Source organism: Nocardioides sp. AN3 (assembly GCF_054653495.1).
In genome coordinates, this window is the sequence record NZ_BAAIGC010000001.1 from 355,266 (window position 1) to 371,488 (window position 16,223).

The 16,223-nt window shown below is 70.9% G+C and carries 16 protein-coding genes; 6 read left to right on the forward strand and 10 right to left on the reverse strand.

The window, feature by feature from the left end:
- Position 1 precedes the first annotated feature (1 nt).
- Both ACYQ1K_RS01620 and typA read right to left on the reverse strand, forming a co-directional pair.
- On the reverse strand, positions 2-928 hold the full coding sequence (locus ACYQ1K_RS01620) for a hypothetical protein (protein ID WP_459980772.1): 927 nt from the start codon (positions 926-928) through the stop codon (positions 2-4).
- A gap of 107 nt (positions 929-1,035) precedes the next feature.
- Complete coding sequence (gene typA, locus ACYQ1K_RS01625; RefSeq protein ID WP_459980774.1) at positions 1,036-2,925, reverse strand: translational GTPase TypA; 1,890 nt, start codon at positions 2,923-2,925, stop codon at positions 1,036-1,038.
- Between the two features lie 216 nt (positions 2,926-3,141).
- On the opposite strand from typA, the gene ACYQ1K_RS01630 reads away from it, so the two are divergent.
- Both ACYQ1K_RS01630 and ACYQ1K_RS01635 read left to right on the forward strand, forming a co-directional pair.
- The gene (locus ACYQ1K_RS01630; RefSeq protein WP_459980776.1) at positions 3,142-3,606 is read left to right on the forward strand and encodes a PPOX class F420-dependent oxidoreductase; all 465 of its coding nucleotides are present in this window, start codon (positions 3,142-3,144) and stop codon (positions 3,604-3,606) included.
- 119 nt (positions 3,607-3,725) lie between these two features.
- A complete protein-coding gene (locus ACYQ1K_RS01635; protein WP_459980777.1) occupies positions 3,726-5,168 on the forward strand; it encodes a protealysin inhibitor emfourin in 1,443 nt (480 codons plus the stop codon).
- Positions 5,169-5,320: 152 nt separating this feature from the next.
- On the opposite strand, the gene ACYQ1K_RS01640 is transcribed toward ACYQ1K_RS01635, so the two are convergent.
- Positions 5,321-6,010, reverse strand: a complete 690-nt coding sequence (locus tag ACYQ1K_RS01640; RefSeq protein ID WP_459980779.1) for an aspartate/glutamate racemase family protein — start codon at positions 6,008-6,010, stop codon at positions 5,321-5,323.
- A 54-nt stretch (positions 6,011-6,064) separates the two neighbouring features.
- Positions 6,065-6,805 (reverse strand): SDR family NAD(P)-dependent oxidoreductase, encoded by a 741-nt coding sequence (locus ACYQ1K_RS01645; protein ID WP_459980781.1) that lies wholly within the window; start codon positions 6,803-6,805, stop codon positions 6,065-6,067.
- 97 nt (positions 6,806-6,902) lie between these two features.
- On the opposite strand from ACYQ1K_RS01645, the gene ACYQ1K_RS01650 reads away from it, so the two are divergent.
- The 3 genes from ACYQ1K_RS01650 (at position 6,903) to ACYQ1K_RS01660 (ending at position 10,102) form a co-directional block, all read left to right on the forward strand.
- Positions 6,903-8,147 carry an NHL repeat-containing protein gene (locus ACYQ1K_RS01650; RefSeq protein WP_459980783.1) on the forward strand — a complete coding sequence of 415 codons (1,245 nt, stop codon included), beginning with the start codon at positions 6,903-6,905 and terminating at the stop codon, positions 8,145-8,147.
- Positions 8,148-8,330: 183 nt separating this feature from the next.
- Entirely contained in the window at positions 8,331-9,590 is a 1,260-nt protein-coding gene (mshA, locus tag ACYQ1K_RS01655; protein WP_459980785.1) for a D-inositol-3-phosphate glycosyltransferase, read from the forward strand.
- Entirely contained in the window at positions 9,587-10,102 is a 516-nt protein-coding gene (locus tag ACYQ1K_RS01660) for a type III secretion system chaperone family protein (RefSeq protein ID WP_459980786.1), read from the forward strand. The genes mshA and ACYQ1K_RS01660 overlap by 4 nt, the downstream gene beginning before the upstream one ends.
- A gap of 10 nt (positions 10,103-10,112) precedes the next feature.
- On the opposite strand, the gene ACYQ1K_RS01665 is transcribed toward ACYQ1K_RS01660, so the two are convergent.
- From ACYQ1K_RS01665 to ACYQ1K_RS01675, 3 genes are all read right to left on the reverse strand, one after another.
- Positions 10,113-11,027, reverse strand: coding sequence for a DMT family transporter (locus ACYQ1K_RS01665; protein WP_459980788.1), 915 nt, complete (start codon positions 11,025-11,027; stop codon positions 10,113-10,115).
- Positions 11,028-11,104: 77 nt separating this feature from the next.
- Positions 11,105-11,782, reverse strand: coding sequence for a response regulator (locus ACYQ1K_RS01670; protein WP_459980789.1), 678 nt, complete (start codon positions 11,780-11,782; stop codon positions 11,105-11,107).
- The gene (locus ACYQ1K_RS01675; protein ID WP_459980793.1) at positions 11,779-12,990 is read right to left on the reverse strand and encodes a sensor histidine kinase; all 1,212 of its coding nucleotides are present in this window, start codon (positions 12,988-12,990) and stop codon (positions 11,779-11,781) included. The genes ACYQ1K_RS01670 and ACYQ1K_RS01675 overlap by 4 nt, the downstream gene beginning before the upstream one ends.
- 123 nt (positions 12,991-13,113) lie before the next feature.
- Between ACYQ1K_RS01675 and phoU the strand changes: the two genes are divergently transcribed.
- Positions 13,114-13,758, forward strand: a complete 645-nt coding sequence (phoU, locus tag ACYQ1K_RS01680; RefSeq protein ID WP_459980795.1) for a phosphate signaling complex protein PhoU — start codon at positions 13,114-13,116, stop codon at positions 13,756-13,758.
- 29 nt (positions 13,759-13,787) lie between these two features.
- Here the strand turns inward: phoU and ACYQ1K_RS01685 are convergent, their stop codons facing one another.
- The 3 genes from ACYQ1K_RS01685 to ACYQ1K_RS01695 are packed head-to-tail and all read right to left on the reverse strand — an operon-like array spanning position 13,788 to position 16,069.
- Positions 13,788-14,534 carry a phosphoglyceromutase gene (locus ACYQ1K_RS01685; protein WP_459981164.1) on the reverse strand — a complete coding sequence of 249 codons (747 nt, stop codon included), beginning with the start codon at positions 14,532-14,534 and terminating at the stop codon, positions 13,788-13,790.
- Entirely contained in the window at positions 14,534-15,220 is a 687-nt protein-coding gene (locus tag ACYQ1K_RS01690; protein ID WP_459980797.1) for a copper chaperone PCu(A)C, read from the reverse strand. Before ACYQ1K_RS01690 ends, ACYQ1K_RS01685 begins: the two co-directional genes overlap by 1 nt.
- Before the next feature lie 54 nt (positions 15,221-15,274).
- Positions 15,275-16,069 carry a UbiA family prenyltransferase gene (locus ACYQ1K_RS01695; protein WP_459980798.1) on the reverse strand — a complete coding sequence of 265 codons (795 nt, stop codon included), beginning with the start codon at positions 16,067-16,069 and terminating at the stop codon, positions 15,275-15,277.
- Positions 16,070-16,223 lie beyond the last annotated feature (154 nt).

The window sequence follows — 16,223 nt, forward strand, 5'->3', positions numbered from 1 at the left end:
GTCAGGCTGACGGAACACCCAGCGAGCGGAGATCTCTGGCGACGCGCTCCGGCTCGTCGCGGATCTCGCGCGCCGTGCAGTGGATGATCAGGCGGTCGGGACTCGTCAACGCCCGCTGACGCGCGATGTCGTCCTCCCACTGCGCGGCGTCCATGTGGAAGGCGCCGTCGACTTCCAGCACCAGCGTGCGCCCGCCGGGCAGCCGCCATTCGCAGTCGGTGTAGCGCGTGCGGCCCGTGGCGTCCCGGCGTCGCACCTGCCGCGCGGGCGGGTGCAACCGGTGAGCCCGGCACATCCGAGTCACGTCGATCTCCGCGAGCGACTGGGCGCCGCCAGCCATGTCGTGCAGGGCCTGGCGCATCAGCGGCGCCTTGCGCAGGGGCTTGAGGTCCTCGATCCACTTCAGGAGCGCCGCCGCCGACGTGAGGCGCTGCTGCACCGCGGCAGCGAGGACGCCCTGCGCGGTCCGCTTGGACCGGTCGGTCGCCGCGAAGAGCAGGATCGCCGGCTCGAGCCGACAACGCGGCGGTGAGCTGTCCGGCTGACGCATCTCGTTGAGAGCGCGTCGACTCCGGACGAAGGTGTAGCCCGGTCGCGGCGCCGGGACGTCGTTGGCATAGGGCACCAGCACCGTGATGGTGTCGCGTTGCCAGTTCTGCAGGCCCGCCGCCTCCGCAGCGGTGAGGCCTCCCAGGATCGCTCCGGGCCCTGCCTGGAGGACGCCGAGCCAGCTCGACTGCTCACGTGAGAGCGGCCCGGTGGTGGTGCTGACGACGGTGCCGGTCAGGACCTGCCAGCGCTCCGTGGCCACCCGGTGCGCCACCGCCCAGCGGTCGACGCCGGCAGCGGCGAGCTGGGCGCGTGTGAGCAGACCTGCCTGTGCGGCAGCCGCCTCCCGCCAGCTCGTCTTCTCCGTGTCGTCGCCCACGCCCCACAGGTTGGCGCGTCAGGGAGATGGGTGCGACTCGCCCTCCACAGGGGCGGTGGTGTGAGTGCAAGAGTGATCCAGGGGTCACTCCTGCACTCACAAGGCGGCTACTTGTTGGCCTTGCGGTGCCGCGCAGCGATCTTGGCGCGCTCGTTGGCGTCGAGGATCACCTTGCGGATGCGGACCATCTCGGGAGTCACCTCGACGCACTCGTCGTCGCGGCAGAACTCCAGGCACTGCTCGAGCGAGAGCTTCCTCGGCGGGATCAGCTTCTCGAAGTTGTCCGACGTCGCAGAGCGGATGTTCGTCTGCTGCTTCTCGCGGGTGATGTTGACGTCCATGTCATCGGCGCGAGAGTTCTCGCCGACGATCATGCCCTCGTAGACCTCGGTCGAGGGCTCGACGAACAGGACGCCGCGCTCCTGGATCGACGTCATCGCGTAGGCGGTCGCCGCGCCGGCCCGGTCGGCCACGAGCGAGCCGTTGTTGCGGGCGCGGATCTCGCCCGCCCATGGCATGTAGCCGTCGGAGATCGACGACGACATGCCCGTGCCGCGCGTCATCGTGAGGAAGTCGGTGCGGAAGCCGATCAGGCCGCGCGCCGGGACGACGAACTCCATCCGCACCCAGCCGGTGCCGTGGTTGGTCATGTTCTCCATGCGGCCCTTGCGGGTCGCGAGGAGCTCGGTCAGCGCGCCGAGGAACTCCTCGGGTGCGTCGATCGTGAGCCGCTCGACCGGCTCGTGCACCTTGCCGTCGATCTGGCGGGTGACGACCTGCGGCTTGCCGACGGTCAGCTCGTAGCCCTCGCGTCGCATCTGCTCGACGAGGATGGCCAGCGCCAGCTCACCGCGGCCCTGGACCTCCCAGGCGTCGGGGCGGTCGGTCGGCAGAACCCGCAGCGACACGTTGCCGATGAGCTCGGTGTCGAGCCGGTCCTTGACCATCCGCGCGGTCACCTTCGAGCCCTTGACCTTGCCCACGAGCGGCGAGGTGTTGGTGCCGATGGTCATCGAGATCGCGGGCTCGTCGACGGTGATCAGCGGCAGCGCGACCGGGTTCTCGGCGTCGGCGATGGTCTCGCCGATCATGATGTCGGGGATGCCGGCGATGGCGACGATGTCGCCGGGGCCGGCGTACTCACCCGGCACCCGCTCGAGACCCTCGGTGATGAGCAGCTCGGTGATCTTGACGTTTTTGACGGTTCCGTCGGCCTTCATCCACGCCACGGTCTGGCCCTTGCGCAGCTCCCCCTGGTGGATGCGGAGCAGCGCGAGACGGCCGAGGAACGGCGAGGCGTCGAGGTTGGTGACGTGGGCCTGCAGCGGCGCGCCCTCGGTGTAGGTCGGAGCGGGGATCGTCTCGAGGATCGTCTTGAAGAGCGGCTCGAGGCTGTCGCCGTCGGGCAGCGTGCCGTTCTCGGGCTTGGTCAGCGACGCGATGCCGGCCTTGCCCGACGCGTAGACGACCGGGAAGTCGAGCGCATCGTGCGAGTGGTGCTCGTCGAGCAGGTCCATGAAGAGCTCGTAGGTCTCGTCGACGACCTCGTCGATGCGGGCATCGCTGCGGTCGACCTTGTTGAGGACGAGCACGACCGGCAGGTCGGCGTTGAGCGCCTTGCGCAGGACGAACCGGGTCTGGGGGAGCGGGCCCTCCGACGCGTCGACGAGGAGGACGATGCCGTCGACCATCGACAGACCGCGCTCGACCTCGCCGCCGAAGTCGGCGTGGCCGGGGGTGTCGATGATGTTGATCGTCATCCCCTTCGGCGCGCTGGGGCCGCTGTAGTGGATGGCAGTGTTCTTCGCGAGGATCGTGATGCCCTTCTCGCGCTCCAGGTCACCGGAGTCCATGACGCGGTCGGCCACCGACTCGGCCTGGTGCTCGCTGAAGGCACCGCCCTGCCGCAGCATCGCGTCGACCAGCGTGGTCTTGCCGTGGTCGACGTGCGCCACGATGGCGACGTTGCGCAGGTTGGCCTGCTGGGTCTCGGACATGCGGAAGCCACTCGTCTCTCGATCGGGGATACCACCAGATCCTATCGGCGGCGCACCGGGCGGCCCTCATCCGCGGAGCCGGAGCGGAGCCGGAGTGGAGCCGGAGCGGAGCCGGAGCGGAGCCGGAGTGGAGCAGGCCGGAGCGGTGGGCCGGTGCGCCGCGCTGGCCCTGCGACGCGGGCGGAAGACCCTGGGAGCGGCGCCTAGGGTGGCGACATGCCCAGGATCGCCACCACGACCCGCGTCACCAGAGAAGAGCTGCTCGACTTCGTCCGCCCCCGCCACGGCTGGGTGCTCATGACGAGCCGGGCCGACGGACGCCCCCAGCTCTCGCCGGTGACCGGCGGCGTGGACGAGCTCGGCCGGCTGGTGGTCTCCACCTACCCCGACCGGGCCAAGGCGGTGAACCTGCGCCGCAACCCGGCCGCGACGGTCCTGGTCGCCTCGGATGGTCTCTCCGACCCGTGGGTCCAGGTCGACGGCAGCGCCGAGGTGCTCGACATGCCGGAGGCCGAGGACGCGCTGGTGGACTACTACCGCTGCATCTCGGGGGAGCACCCCGACTGGGAGGAGTACCGCTCAGCGATGCGCCTCCAGGGCAAGTCGCTGATCCGGATCACGATCGAGCGCTGGGGCCCCCTCGCCACGGGCGGCTTCCCGGCCGACCGTGTGCCCGACTGACGCTGTCACGCACCGAGTCATCCGGCTCTCCTGACTGCTGAATCCTCAGGAACGCCAGTTATCCACAGGTGACCCCTCGAGCGCCCCACGATGTCGGCGGATCGGTGCATCCTTGCGGCATGACCACTCGGGCCATCCACCACTGCCAGTTCATCCCGCCCTACCTGATCCGTCGGCTGCAGCCACCGGAGCTCGTGGCACGCGACCTCGCGCTGCGAGCGGCGCGCGCGGAGGGCCCGCGACCCGTCCCGCAGCAGGCTGTCGGGGCCAAGCCGTGGGTCGTGCACACCAGCCACAACACCGCCGACCTGCCGGGTGACGTCGTTCGCTCGGCCGGCGATCCCGCGTCCGGCGACGCGGCCGTGGACGAGGCGGCCTCCGGCATCACGGGGTCCTTGGCGCTCTACTCCGAGGTCTACGGGCGCAGCTCCTACGACGGCAGGGGCGCCAGCGTGAGCCTGAGCGTGCACTACGAGCAGGGCTACGACAACGCCTACTGGGACGGCACCCAGCTGGTCTTCGGTGACGGAGACGGGGAGATCTTCGGGCGGTTCACGACACCGGTCGACGTCCTCGGCCACGAGTTCACCCACGCCGTGACGGAGCGGACCGCAGGTCTCACCTACCAGGGCCAGTCGGGCGCGCTCAACGAGTCGCTCTCAGACGTCTTCGGCTCCTGCCTCAAGCAGCGGCTCCTGGGGCAGGGCGTCGACGAGGCGGACTGGCTCATCGGTCAGGGGCTGTTCCTGCCGGGCGTGCAGGCGCGGGCGCTGCGCGACATGGCACATCCCGGGACGGCGTATGACGACCCGCGGCTCGGCCAGGACCCGCAGGTCGGACACATGGACGACTACGTGGACACCAGCGACGACAACGGCGGCGTGCACACCAACTCGGGCATCCCCAACCGTGCGTTCCAACTGGCGGCGACCGCCATCCGAGGCACGTCCTGGGACGGCGCCGGCCGGATCTGGTACGCGGCACTCACCAGTCGCCAGGTCGGTCCCGACACCGACTTCGCCGGGTTCGCCGCGGCGACGATCGCGGCGGCCGGCGAGCATGCCGATGCCGTGTCCGCGGCCTGGAAGTCGGTCGGCGTCGGTCAGAGCAGCGTCTCATCGGCTCCGAGCCAACCCGGCCAGTCGGGCCAGTCGGGCCAGTCGGGCCAGTCGGGCCAGTCGGGCCAGTCGGGCCAGTCGGGTCAGTCGGGTCAGTCGGGCCAGTCGGGCCAGTCGGGCCAGTCGGGTCAGTCGGGTCAGTCGGGCCAGCCGAGCGGTGGAAGCAGCTCGACAGTGGCCGTCCGGCGCAGCGGGGGCTTCGCCGGGATCGCGAGCGAGGGATCGGTCGACCTCGACGCGGACGACGACCGGGCAGAGGAGCTGCGGTCCCTCGTGGGCCGCGTCGACATCGCCAGCGTTCCCGGCGGCCCGGGTGACCCCGGCACGTCGGGCGGGGCGGATCGGTTCCTCTACGACTTCGACCTGTGCGGAGACCGGTGCCAGGTGCCCGAGCACCACCTCACGCCCGACCTGCGCCGGATCGTCGAGCTCGTGCTGCGGTGATGGCCGCGGAGCTTGGGGTGCGGAGTCACCCAACTCCCGGTCGGGCGCAACCTCGACGAGCTCGTGCTGCGGTGAGGTGCCGCGCAGCGTGACGAGCTCGTGCTCCAGCGAGGTGCCGCGGGGAGGAGGCGGCGAGGCTCAGCCGGCGGAGGTCAGCCCAGCGCCCGGTCGAGCGCCGCCTCGACGTGCACGGTGATGACGTCGAGCACCGGAACCTCGACGTCCTGCGGGCGGACCAGCAAAGAGAGCTCCGAGGCGCCGAGGAACACGGCGTTGACGCCGCTGTCCCACAGCTCGTCGATGATGGTCAGGAGCCGCTTGCGCGAGCTCGGGTTGACCTTCCGGAAGACCAGCTCGTCGTAGATGATCGATTCCAGCGTCTCGATGTGGAGCGGGTCCGGCAGATTGACGTCGAGACCGTGCTCGGCGATCCGCTCGGCGAAGAACGAGTTCTCCATCGTGGCCTTCGTGCCGATGAAGCCGACCGTCTCGACGCCCATCGTGCGGCACTTGTCGGCCAGCACGTCGGCGAGGTGAAGGACGGGCACGTCGACTGCCGCGGCGACCTGGTCGTAGACGAAGTGGAACGTCGAGCTGCAGAGCAGGATGAAGTCCGCCCCGGCTGCCGCGACCCCGCGGGCGGCCTCGCTCAGGATGGCCGCGACGGTGTCCCAGTCGCCCTTCTCGCGGAGGCCGGTCAGCTCGGCCAGGTCGACCGAGGCCATGACGATCTTCGCCGAGTGGAGCCCGCCGAGCCGCTCGTTGACGCCCTTGTTGAGACCTTCGTAGTAGGCGGCGCTGCTCTCCCAGCTCAGGCCGCCCACGAGTCCGATCGTCTGCATGCCCGGAAGTCTGGCACCGGACGAGGCGCCCGGAGGAATCCTCGCGGGCGCTGGTCAGCCGCCGGTGCGGTGCACCTTGTGCTGGGAGGCCTGGGCCCGGGGCTTGATGACCAGCGAGTCGATGTTGACGTGCGGGGGCCGCGTCACCATCCACGTGATGGCATCGGCGATGTCGTCGGCCACCAACGGTTCCTCCACGCCTGCATAGACGGCCGCGGCCTTCTCAGCGTCGCCGTCGAAGCGGACCAGGGCGAACTCGTCGGTCCTCACCATCCCTGGCGCGATCTCCATGACCCGGACCGGCTGGTCCCACAGCTCCAGACGGAGCGTCTCGGTGACGACCTGCGTCCCGTGCTTCGCGGCGGTGTAGCCGGCACCGCCCTCATAGGCGATCCGCCCGGCGGTCGACCCCAGGTTGAGGATCGCACCGGCACCCGACGCGATCAGGGCCGGCAGGAGCGCGCGCGTCACCTGCATGAGGCCGATGACGTTGACCTCATACATCCGCCGCCAGTCCTCGCTCACCGCCTCCGCGACAGGCGTCGAGCCGAACGCCCCTCCCGCGTTGTTGATCAGGACGTCGAGCCGCGGACCGACGGCGTCGGCCAGCGCAGCGACGGACTCCTCTGAGGTGACGTCTGTGACGACTGCGGTTCCTCCGATCTCGGCGGCCAGGGCCTCGATCCGATCGGCGCGGCGCGCCGCCAGAAAGACATGGAACCCCGCGTCGGCGAGCCGCCGCGCCGTCGCCTCGCCGATGCCGCTGCTCGCTCCTGTCACCACCGCAGTCCTCATGGACCACATTCTTCACTCCGGGACCGGTATCTCCGTGCGGCGCCCCTGCTCCTCACCGGCAGTGCGGGCAACACCGCCCGCAGACAGGAGCAGGGACATGCGCACATCCACCCGACTGGCGGCCGTGGGGGCCGCCCTCGCCCTCGCCCTCCCCGTCGTCGCCGGCAGTGCCGACGCCGACGTCGTCGGGCCGGCCCCGACCAAGGTGCTGGCCGGCGGAGCGACGGGCATCAATGGGGCCTCGAGCGTCGTCCGGGGACCGAACGGCGAGTGGTACGTCGCCAACGGCGGCGGCAACTCGATCACGGTCTATGCGAGCTCGGCCACAGGGAACGCGACCCCGCTCCGCACCATCTCAGGCGCCGCCACCGGTCTGTCCTTCCCGCGCGGGATGGCGCTGGACCAGAGCGGCTACCTCTACGTCGCCAACGAGGGCAACAGCTCGGTCCGGGTCTTCGCTCCCGGCGCGTCGGGCAACGTCGCGCCGGCGAAGTATCTCCAGGGTGGCAGCACCGGTCTGGCCGGTCCCGCGGGTCTCGCGGTACTGCACGACGGCAGCATCCTCGTCACCAACTACTCCGGCAACTCGGTCCTCGAGTTCGCGCCGACCGCGAGCTTCGGCGCTGCGCCGGTCATGACCCTCGCGGGCGGGGCGACGGGACTCAGCAGCCCCGTCGGGATCACCGTCAGCGGCTCCGGGGCGGTCTACGTCGGCAACTCCCAGAGCGTCACGGTCTACGCGCACATGGCGAACGGCAACGTCGCGCCGACGCGGACCATCGGAGGTCTGGCCTCGGACCTCAGCGGGACCTACGGGCTGGCGCTCGACAATGACGGCAACCTCTACGCCGGCTCGTTCAACAAGCAGAAGGTCGTCGTGTTCTCCCCGGGCGCCACCGGCAATGCGATCCCGCGCCGCGTGCTCCAGGGCGGCAGCAGCCAGATGGGCTCGGTCTACGGGCTCTGGGTGGGCAGCGACCACCGCGTCAGCGTGACGAACTACTTCGGCAACGCCATCAACACCTACGCACCCTTGGTGCCGCCGGTGACGGCACCGTCGTCCGTGCGCTCGCTGGCCGTCGGAGGCGGCGTCAAGGCGAAGCGCCGCACGATCAGCTGGGCCGCGCCCGCAAGCACCGGCGGCAGCGCCCTGACGCGCTACGACCTCGTGGTCAAGCGCGGTCGCGCAGTCGTCCGCACCCTGCGGCTCAGCCCGTCGCACCGGTCCTACGTCCTCGTGACGAAGAGGCTCAGGCAGGGCCGCTACACCGCGCTCGTCCGTGCGGTGAACGCCAAGGGCGGCAGCGCCTACGCCGCTCGGGCGTTCCGGATCAAGAAGTAGGACGAGGGGGTCTCGATACGCCTCGCTGGCGCTCGGCTACTCGACCAACGAAGGGGGTCTCGATACTCGACCAACGGTCGATCGCTGGGCGGAGGCGTATCGAGACCCGGGAGCGTCCGGGAATGCATCGGGTGCCAGCGTGGTTGTCGCTGCCGGAGTGGTCCGAGCCGAGGGAGGTCACGCGTGGAGTCGATCAGGCGTCTGGCGATGATCAGCCTGCACACCTCCCCGCTCGACCAGCCCGGCACTGGCGACGCCGGCGGCATGAACGTCTACGTCCTCGAGCTCGCCAAGCAGCTGGTCGGCCAGGGTGTGGAGGTCGACGTGTTCACGCGGGCGACCTCCTCACGGCTGCCGCACGTGGTCGATGCCGAGGACGGCGTACGCGTCCACCACGTGCACGCCGGCCCGTTCGAGGGCCTGACCAAGGGCGAGCTGCCGGGCCAGCTGTGCACGTTCGCCCGTGAGGTGCTGCGCGCGGAGGCGGCCCATCCGCTGGGCTACTACGACGTCGTGCACAGCCACTACTGGCTCTCGGGCCAGGTCGGAGCCCTGGCCCGCGACCGCTGGGGCGTCCCGCTGGTGCACTCGATGCACACGATGGCGAAGGTGAAGAACGACGCCCTCGCCGAGGGCGACACGCCGGAGCCCGCGGCGCGGGTGATCGGGGAGCAGCAGGTCGTCGAGGCGGCGGACGTGCTCATCGCGAACACCGACCTCGAGGCTCGCCAGCTCGTCGACCTCTACGACGCCTCCCCCTCCCGGGTCGAGGTGGTCCACCCGGGCGTGGACCTCGGCCGCTTCCGTCCGCTCGACACCGCCACCGCGCGCAGGGCGCTGGGCCTGCCGACCGACGCTGTCGTCCTGCTCTTCGCCGGGCGCATCCAGCCGCTGAAGGCGCCGGACGTGCTGCTGCGGGCGGTCGCCGTGCTGCTGCGCCGGCTGCCGGCTCTGCGGCACCGGCTGATCGTGCCGATCGTCGGCGGTCCGTCGGGCTCGGGCCTGGACAAGCCGGAGTCGCTGGCCGCGCTCGCCGGCGAGCTGGGCATCTCCGACGTGGTGCGGTTCGTGCCGCCGGTCTCCCAGGACCGGCTGGCGCAGTGGTACGCCGCGGCGACGCTCGTCGCGGTGCCGTCGTACAACGAGTCCTTCGGTCTGGTCGCGATCGAGGCGCAGGCCACCGGCACACCGGTCGTCGCCGCGGCCGTCGGTGGCCTCACGACAGCCGTGCGCCACGGCCGCAGCGGCCTCCTGGTCGACGGGCACGACGCCGAGAACTGGGCCGAGGCGCTCGGCCGCGTGGTGCTCGACGAGGAGCTGCGGGTCGACCTCGAGGCGGGTGCGCTCGAGCAGGCCCGCGCGTTCTCGTGGGAGATGACGGCAACGAGGACCCTCGAGATCTACGAGACCGCACGCTCGATGATGCGGGAGGGCGTCGCATGAGCGCCGCCGAGGACTCTCCCGCAGACGTGGTCCGCGCTCATCTGAGAGCGAACGAGATCGACTTCGACGAGGTCGTCGCCGAGACCGGTGAGACGACGTTCTCCTTCTCCCTCCCCGGCGAGCGCAAGCTGCAGACGCCGGTGCGTCTCGACGTCGGGCGTCACGCGCTGGGCGTCCACGCGTTCGTCTGCCGGCGCCCCGATGAGCGCTTCGAGGAGGTCTACCGCTGGCTGCTCGAACGCAACCTCCGCCTCTTCGGCGTGGCGTTCGCGCTCGACCACCACGGCGACATCTACCTCGACGGCCGGCTGCCGCTCTCCGTCGTCACCCCCGACGAGCTCGACCGGCTCCTCGGCTCGGTGCTGACCTACGCCGACGAGTCGTTCAACACGATCCTCGAGCTCGGCTTCGCCACCTCGATCCGCAAGGAGTGGGCGTGGCGCAACCTGCGGGGCGAGTCGACGAAGAACCTCGAGGCGTTCCGCGGCTGGCTCGAGCGTGAGCCGAGCTGATCCGACCTGCTCAGGCGCGCCGTCGCGGCCGACGACGCGCGAGGGCGACGCCCAGCAGGGCGACGGCGCCGCCCACGTAGGCCAACGCCGGCGGTGTCTCGTCGAGCAGGGTCCACGCCAGTGCGATCGAGATGATCGGGACGACGTACGTCGAGATGCCGAGCCTCGTCGCGGAGATGTGCTGGAGCGCGTAGCCGTAGGTCGTGAACGCGATGGCCGTCGGGAAGACGCCCAGGTAGACGAGCCATCCCACGTCGGCGGCCGACGCCTCCCGGAGGTCGCCGAGGAGCTGGCCGATCCACGGCAGCGTCACGATCGCGCCGATGGTGCAGGCCAGCCAGGTGAGGTGGACCGCCGCGTAGCGCGACGCCAGCGGCTTCTGCAGGACGAGCGAGGTCGAGTACGCCGCCACGGGGATCAGGCAGAGCAGCACCCCGGTCGCCGAGCGGCCCTGACCGGCCGCATCGCCTGAGGCGAAGCCGATCACCGCGACCCCGGCGAAGGCCAGCGCGAGGCCGGCGCCCAGCTGGGGCGTGAACCGCTCGCCCAGGAACAGGGCGGCCAGCACGGCGATCACGATCGGGGAGAGCTGCAGGATCATCGAGGCGGTGCCGGCGTCGACCGAGCGCTCACCCGCGTTGAGCGTGAGCATGTAGACGGCGTACCAGAGCACGCCGATCACCACGATGACCCGCCAGTCGGCTGCGGTCGGACGCGGCAGCGGCCGGCGCCGGAGCGCCACGACGGTGAGGCAGAGGGCGCCGACGCCGAGCCGGCCAAGTGCCAGCGCACCGGGATGGAAGGCGCCGGCCAGATGCCGGATGGCGACGAACGCCGAGGCCCAGAAGACCAGTGTCACCGCGACCGCCGCGACGGGAAGCCAGGCCTTCGTGCGGGGTTCGGCGGGTGTCGTCGTGCTCGTCACCACCGAAGCCTAGGCAGGCGGCAGGAGCCCCGTCGCGCGGGTTTCGGCCATGGCAGCACCAGATGCCGCCACCGGCCTCAGAGGTCGAGCTTGTAGCCCAGTCCGCGGACGGTGACGAGGTACTTCGGCTCGCTCGGGTCGGGCTCGAGCTTCGCGCGCAGCCGCTTCACGTGCACGTCGAGCGTCTTGGTGTCGCCGACGTAGTCGCTGCCCCAGACGCGGTCGATGAGCTGGCCGCGGGTGAGGACCCGGCCCGGGTTGCGCAAGAACATCTCGAGGAGCTCGAACTCCTTGAGCGGGAGCCGCTGCTCGTTGCCGTCGACGGTCACGACGTGCCGCTCGACGTCCATGCGGACCGGGCCGGCCTCCAGCGCGGCGGGCACGAGATCCGGCTCGACGCCACGGCGCAGGACCGCCCGGATGCGGGCGACGAGCTCACGGGGGGAGTACGGCTTGGTGACGTAGTCGTCGGCGCCGAGCTCGAGGCCGACCACCTTGTCGACCTCGTCGTCCTTCGCGCTCACCATGATGACCGGAACCGTGGAGGTGGTGCGGATCTGCCGGCACACCTCGGTGCCCGGGATCCCCGGCAGCATGAGGTCGAGCAGCACGATGTCGGCCCCATTGCGGTCGAACTCCTTGAGGGCGTCGTCGCCGTTCTCGGCGATGGCGACCTCGAAGCCCTCCTTGCGGAGCATGTAGGAGAGCGCCTCGCTGTAGCTCTCCTCATCCTCGACGACGAGTACCCGAGTCACGGGCGGTCCTCCTTGTTGTTCGCGAACGAGGCAGCGTTGTGCCACGACGGTGAGGTCGGCGCCTGGGCGGGCACGAGCAGCTCCGGACCCGGCGAGAGGTGTTGCGGAAGGGTCAGGGTGAAGGTCGAGCCCTGGCCCTCGACGGACCAGACCCTCACCTCGCCGCCGTGGGTGGCGGCGACGTGCTTCACGATGGAGAGGCCGAGACCGGTGCCTCCGGTGGACCGGTGGCGGGCCGGGTCGACACGATAGAACCGCTCGAAGATCCGGTCGAGCTCGTCCTGCGGGATGCCGATGCCCTGGTCGACGACCGAGATCTCGACGGCACCGCCGTCGGCCTTGGCGGTCACCGAGACGCTCGAGCCGGGGTCGGAGTAGGCGACCGCGTTCGCGACGAGGTTCGTGACCGCGGCGGCGACCTGCTCCTCGTTGCCGAACACGAACAGCCCCTTGGTGCCGCCCGTGACGACCGAGATGCGCTTGCCCGCGGCGTCGACGGTGACCGTGTCCACCGCCGCCGAGACGACCTCGTCGACATCCACGGCGACCGGCTCCTCGAGGGGCTCGTCGCCCTGAAGGCGGGAGAGCTCGATGATCTGCTGGACCAGCTGGGTGAGCCGGTCGCTCTCGATCAGCATGCGCCCGGCGAACCGCTTGACCGCCTCAGGGTCCTCGGAGGCCTCCGCCACGGCGTCGGCCAGCACTCGGATGGCGCCCACGGGCGTCTTCAGCTCATGGCTGACGTTGGCGACGAAGTCGCGCCGGACCGCCTCGACGCGCCGCTCACGCGTGCGGTCCTCCACCAGCGCCAGCACCAGCCGGGAGCCGAGCGGCGCGACGCGGGCCGTGACATGGCGGGCGGTGCCGGCCGATCGCCTCATGACCAGCTCGGTCTCGCGGATCTGGCCGTCGCGACGCACCTGCCGGACCAGGTCGGCCAGCTCGGCGGACAGCAGCGAGCTTCCTCGCACGAGCCCCAGAGCGTACGCCGGCGCGCTGGCCTTCACGACGACGTCGTCGTCGTCGACGATGACCGCACTGCTGCGCAGCACGGAGAGGACCGTCGCCACCTCGGGCGGGACTGTCGGGGCCGTGCTGAGCGGCACCCGGTGCTGCTGGCGGTCGCTGATGTGCCACGCGAGCATGGCCGATCCGGCGACGACGGCTCCGAGCAGCGCGGCGAGGAACGCCTGCGTCGTCGGGTTCACACCGACAAGACTAGGCCCCCGCTTCACCCCTGTTTCGCCGCGCGGACGCTCACATCCGCAACGTTCACCCTCAGTTCACCCATCGGCCCCGGCTGGTCATCTACGCTGCCTACCCTTGCTTTCGTGCGTAACGCCTTTCATGACCAGCTCGACGGCATCTTCGACGACCTCGCGTCCATCTGCGGACAGGTCGAGGTCGCCGTCGCCCGGGCCACGGAGGCGCTCCTCTCGGCAGACGCCGGGCTCGCAGAGGACGTCATCAGCCAGGACCGTGCCATCGACGACGCGCGGGAGAAGGTCGAGGACAGCGCCTTCGCGCTCCTCTCCCTCCAGGCGCCGGTCGCCGGGGACCTGCGCGTCGTCGTCGCGGCCCTGCGGATGGTGAGCGACCTCGAGCGGATGGGCGACCTGTCCGTGCACGTCGCCAAGATCGCCCGCCTGCGGATGCCCAACAAGGCGGTGCCCGACGTGGCCAGCCCGACGATCTGCCGGATGGCCGAGGTGGCCGAGGACATGGTGCGCCGCACCGCCGAGATCATCCGCACCCGGGACATCGACGCCGCCGACATGCTCCGGGCCGACGACGACGAGATGGACAAGCTGCGCCGCAAGACCTTCGCCGACCTGCTCGCGCAGGACTGGCAGTACGGCGTCGAGGCCGCCGTCGACCTCGCCCTGCTCGGTCGCTACTACGAGCGCATCGCCGACCACGCCGTGTCGGTCTCCAACCGGGTCATCTTTGTGGTGACGGGCGAGAATCCAGCCTGACCCCGGGGCTCGGCGCGGGGTCGGGTGAGTCAGCGACCTTGGTTGGCGACGGCCGCGGCGGCCTCGGCGGCGGCCTCGGGGTCGAGGTACTCACCGCCGGGGACGAGCGGCTGGAGGGACTCGTCGAGCCGGTAGACCAGCGGCTGACCCGTGGGGATGTTCAGACCGGCGATCGCCTCGTCGCTGATGCCGTCGAGATGCTTGACGATCGCGCGGAGGCTGTTGCCGTGCGCGGCGATCAGCACGACCTTGCCGTCGCGCAGGTCGGGGACGATCGAGTCCTCCCAGTAGGGCAGCATCCGCTCGATGACGTCCTTGAGGCACTCGGTGCGCGGCATCTCGGCGTCCGGGATGTCGGCGTACTGCGGCAGGCCGACCTGTGAGAACTCGTCGTCGTCAGGGAGCACGGGCGGCGGCACGTCGAACGAGCGGCGCCAGAGCATGAACTGCTCCTCGCCGTACGCCTCGAGGGTCTGCTTCTTGTCCTTGCCCTGCAGCGCGCCGTAGTGGCGCTCGTTGAGGCGCCACGTGCGGCGGACGGGGATCCAATGCCGGTCGGCGGTGTCGAGGGCGGCCGAGGCGGTGTTGATCGCGCGGCGCAGGAGCGAGGTGTGCACGACGTCGGGCAGGACGCCGGCCTCCTTGATCATCGTGCCCGCGCGCACGGCTTCGCCGCGGCCCTTGTCGGTGAGCGCGACGTCGACCCAGCCGGTGAAGAGGTTCAGTGCGTTCCACTCGCTCTCGCCGTGGCGGAGCAGGACCAGGGTGTACGACATCACTCGGCCGGCGTCAGCGCAGGAACGGACGGGTATTCGCACGTGTAGGGCTCGCCTGACGACGAGGCAGACGGCGACTCCGACGCCGAGGCGGACGCTGACGACGAAGCCGACGAGGAGGCCGACGGCGAGGCGGAGGACGACGCCGAAGCGGAGGCCGACGAGGATGCCGAAGACGAGGACTGGCGACCCTGCCGGCCGGAGCTGGCGGTCTTGACGTCGGCATACTCGTGGCACTGCTTGACCACCACGGCGTTGAGGTCGATCGTGTCGCCGTTGTCGAAGGTCAGCTTCAGCGGCACGCTGTCGCCGGCGGCGAAGCTGCCGGTGACCGGGACGCCGCCCTCGGTGTAGAGGTTGACCGAGCTGTTGGCCTTGATCTCGATCGGCTGGAACTGCCCGGCCGTGATGCCGTCGCCGCTGACGCCGGTCAGCTTGGTGTTCTCGCCCTGCGGGTCGACGGAGATGGTCGCGACGAAGGTGCCCGTGCCCTCGGACGGTGCGATGATCCGCGCACCGAGCACCTGCACGTCCCCGTAGATGTAGTAGCCGCCGTTGGCGATCACGTTCGGCCGGTCGGTGGCGTAGTCGAAGCCGCAGGAGCTGAGCAGCGGCGCCGCCACGGCGACCAGGCCGGCCACGGCGAGAGCGCGCTGGGTGCGAAGGCGGCGGAGGGTCGTCATCACGGCGGCCACCCTACCGTTGCCGATCGGCCGCGTATCAGGTGGTCGGGGTCCAGGTCAGCGCGACAGACCGAGCTGGTGGGCCGTCACGGCCAGAGAGATTGTGACGAGGGTGAGGTAGGCCAGTGTCACGACCAGCAGGCGGGTGGCGCCCAGGCGTCGCCCGAGCCGGAGCGGGAGGTAGGTCCAGCCGTCCTCGTCGTCGGCGACCAGGCCCCACAGCGCCGTCAGGACGTGCACGCCGATGCCGAGGAGCGCGGTCAGCCCGATGAGCGCCGGCTGCGGCGGGTCTCCGGCGGCCTGTCCGCCCCACCCGCCGTAGGAGAGGTAGGCGGGGTAGAGGCCGAAGGCGACCGCCCAGGGCAGCCAGGACAGCAGGCCGCGCCGGACCAGTCGGTTGTCGAGGTTGCCGAGCAGGCCGACAGCAACGGAGGCGAGATAGCAGCAGCCGGCGAGCACCCCGCTGCTGACCGAGAGCGGCACGAGCAGCAGCACGCCGCAGCACCAGGCGAACCAAGCCGTGCCCGGGTCGAGGTGACCGCTGGCGAGGGGCTTGCCGGCCCGCCCGTGGGCGGTGTCGCGTGCCCGGTCGACGAGGTCGTTGTGCCAGCCGAGCAGCGTCTGGCCGACGAGGACGGTCGCTGCGACGAGCGCGACCTCCCGGCCCGGTCGCGCGTCGAGGGCGGCGACGACGGCCATCGCCGCGGCCGTGATCAGCGCCTGCCGCGGGTGGGCCGCCCGAGCGAGGAGGACCGGCGTGGCGTCGAGCAGGAGACGCCGACGCGGCTGCGTCGCGGACTCGGTCGCGGTCGCCGCCGGCGTCGACGCGGGCCGCGGGGCCTCCTCGGACATGGCCCGAGTATCGGACATCGCTGTCATCCCTGGTCGCCCCGGCCCCGCACGGGCGGAAATCCTTCGGTGCGACGGGCGTCACACCGAACGGGCTCCATCCGGCGCCACCACACCGACCCTCGTTCTGTCAAGCCCTGGCCACCGGGCCATTGCG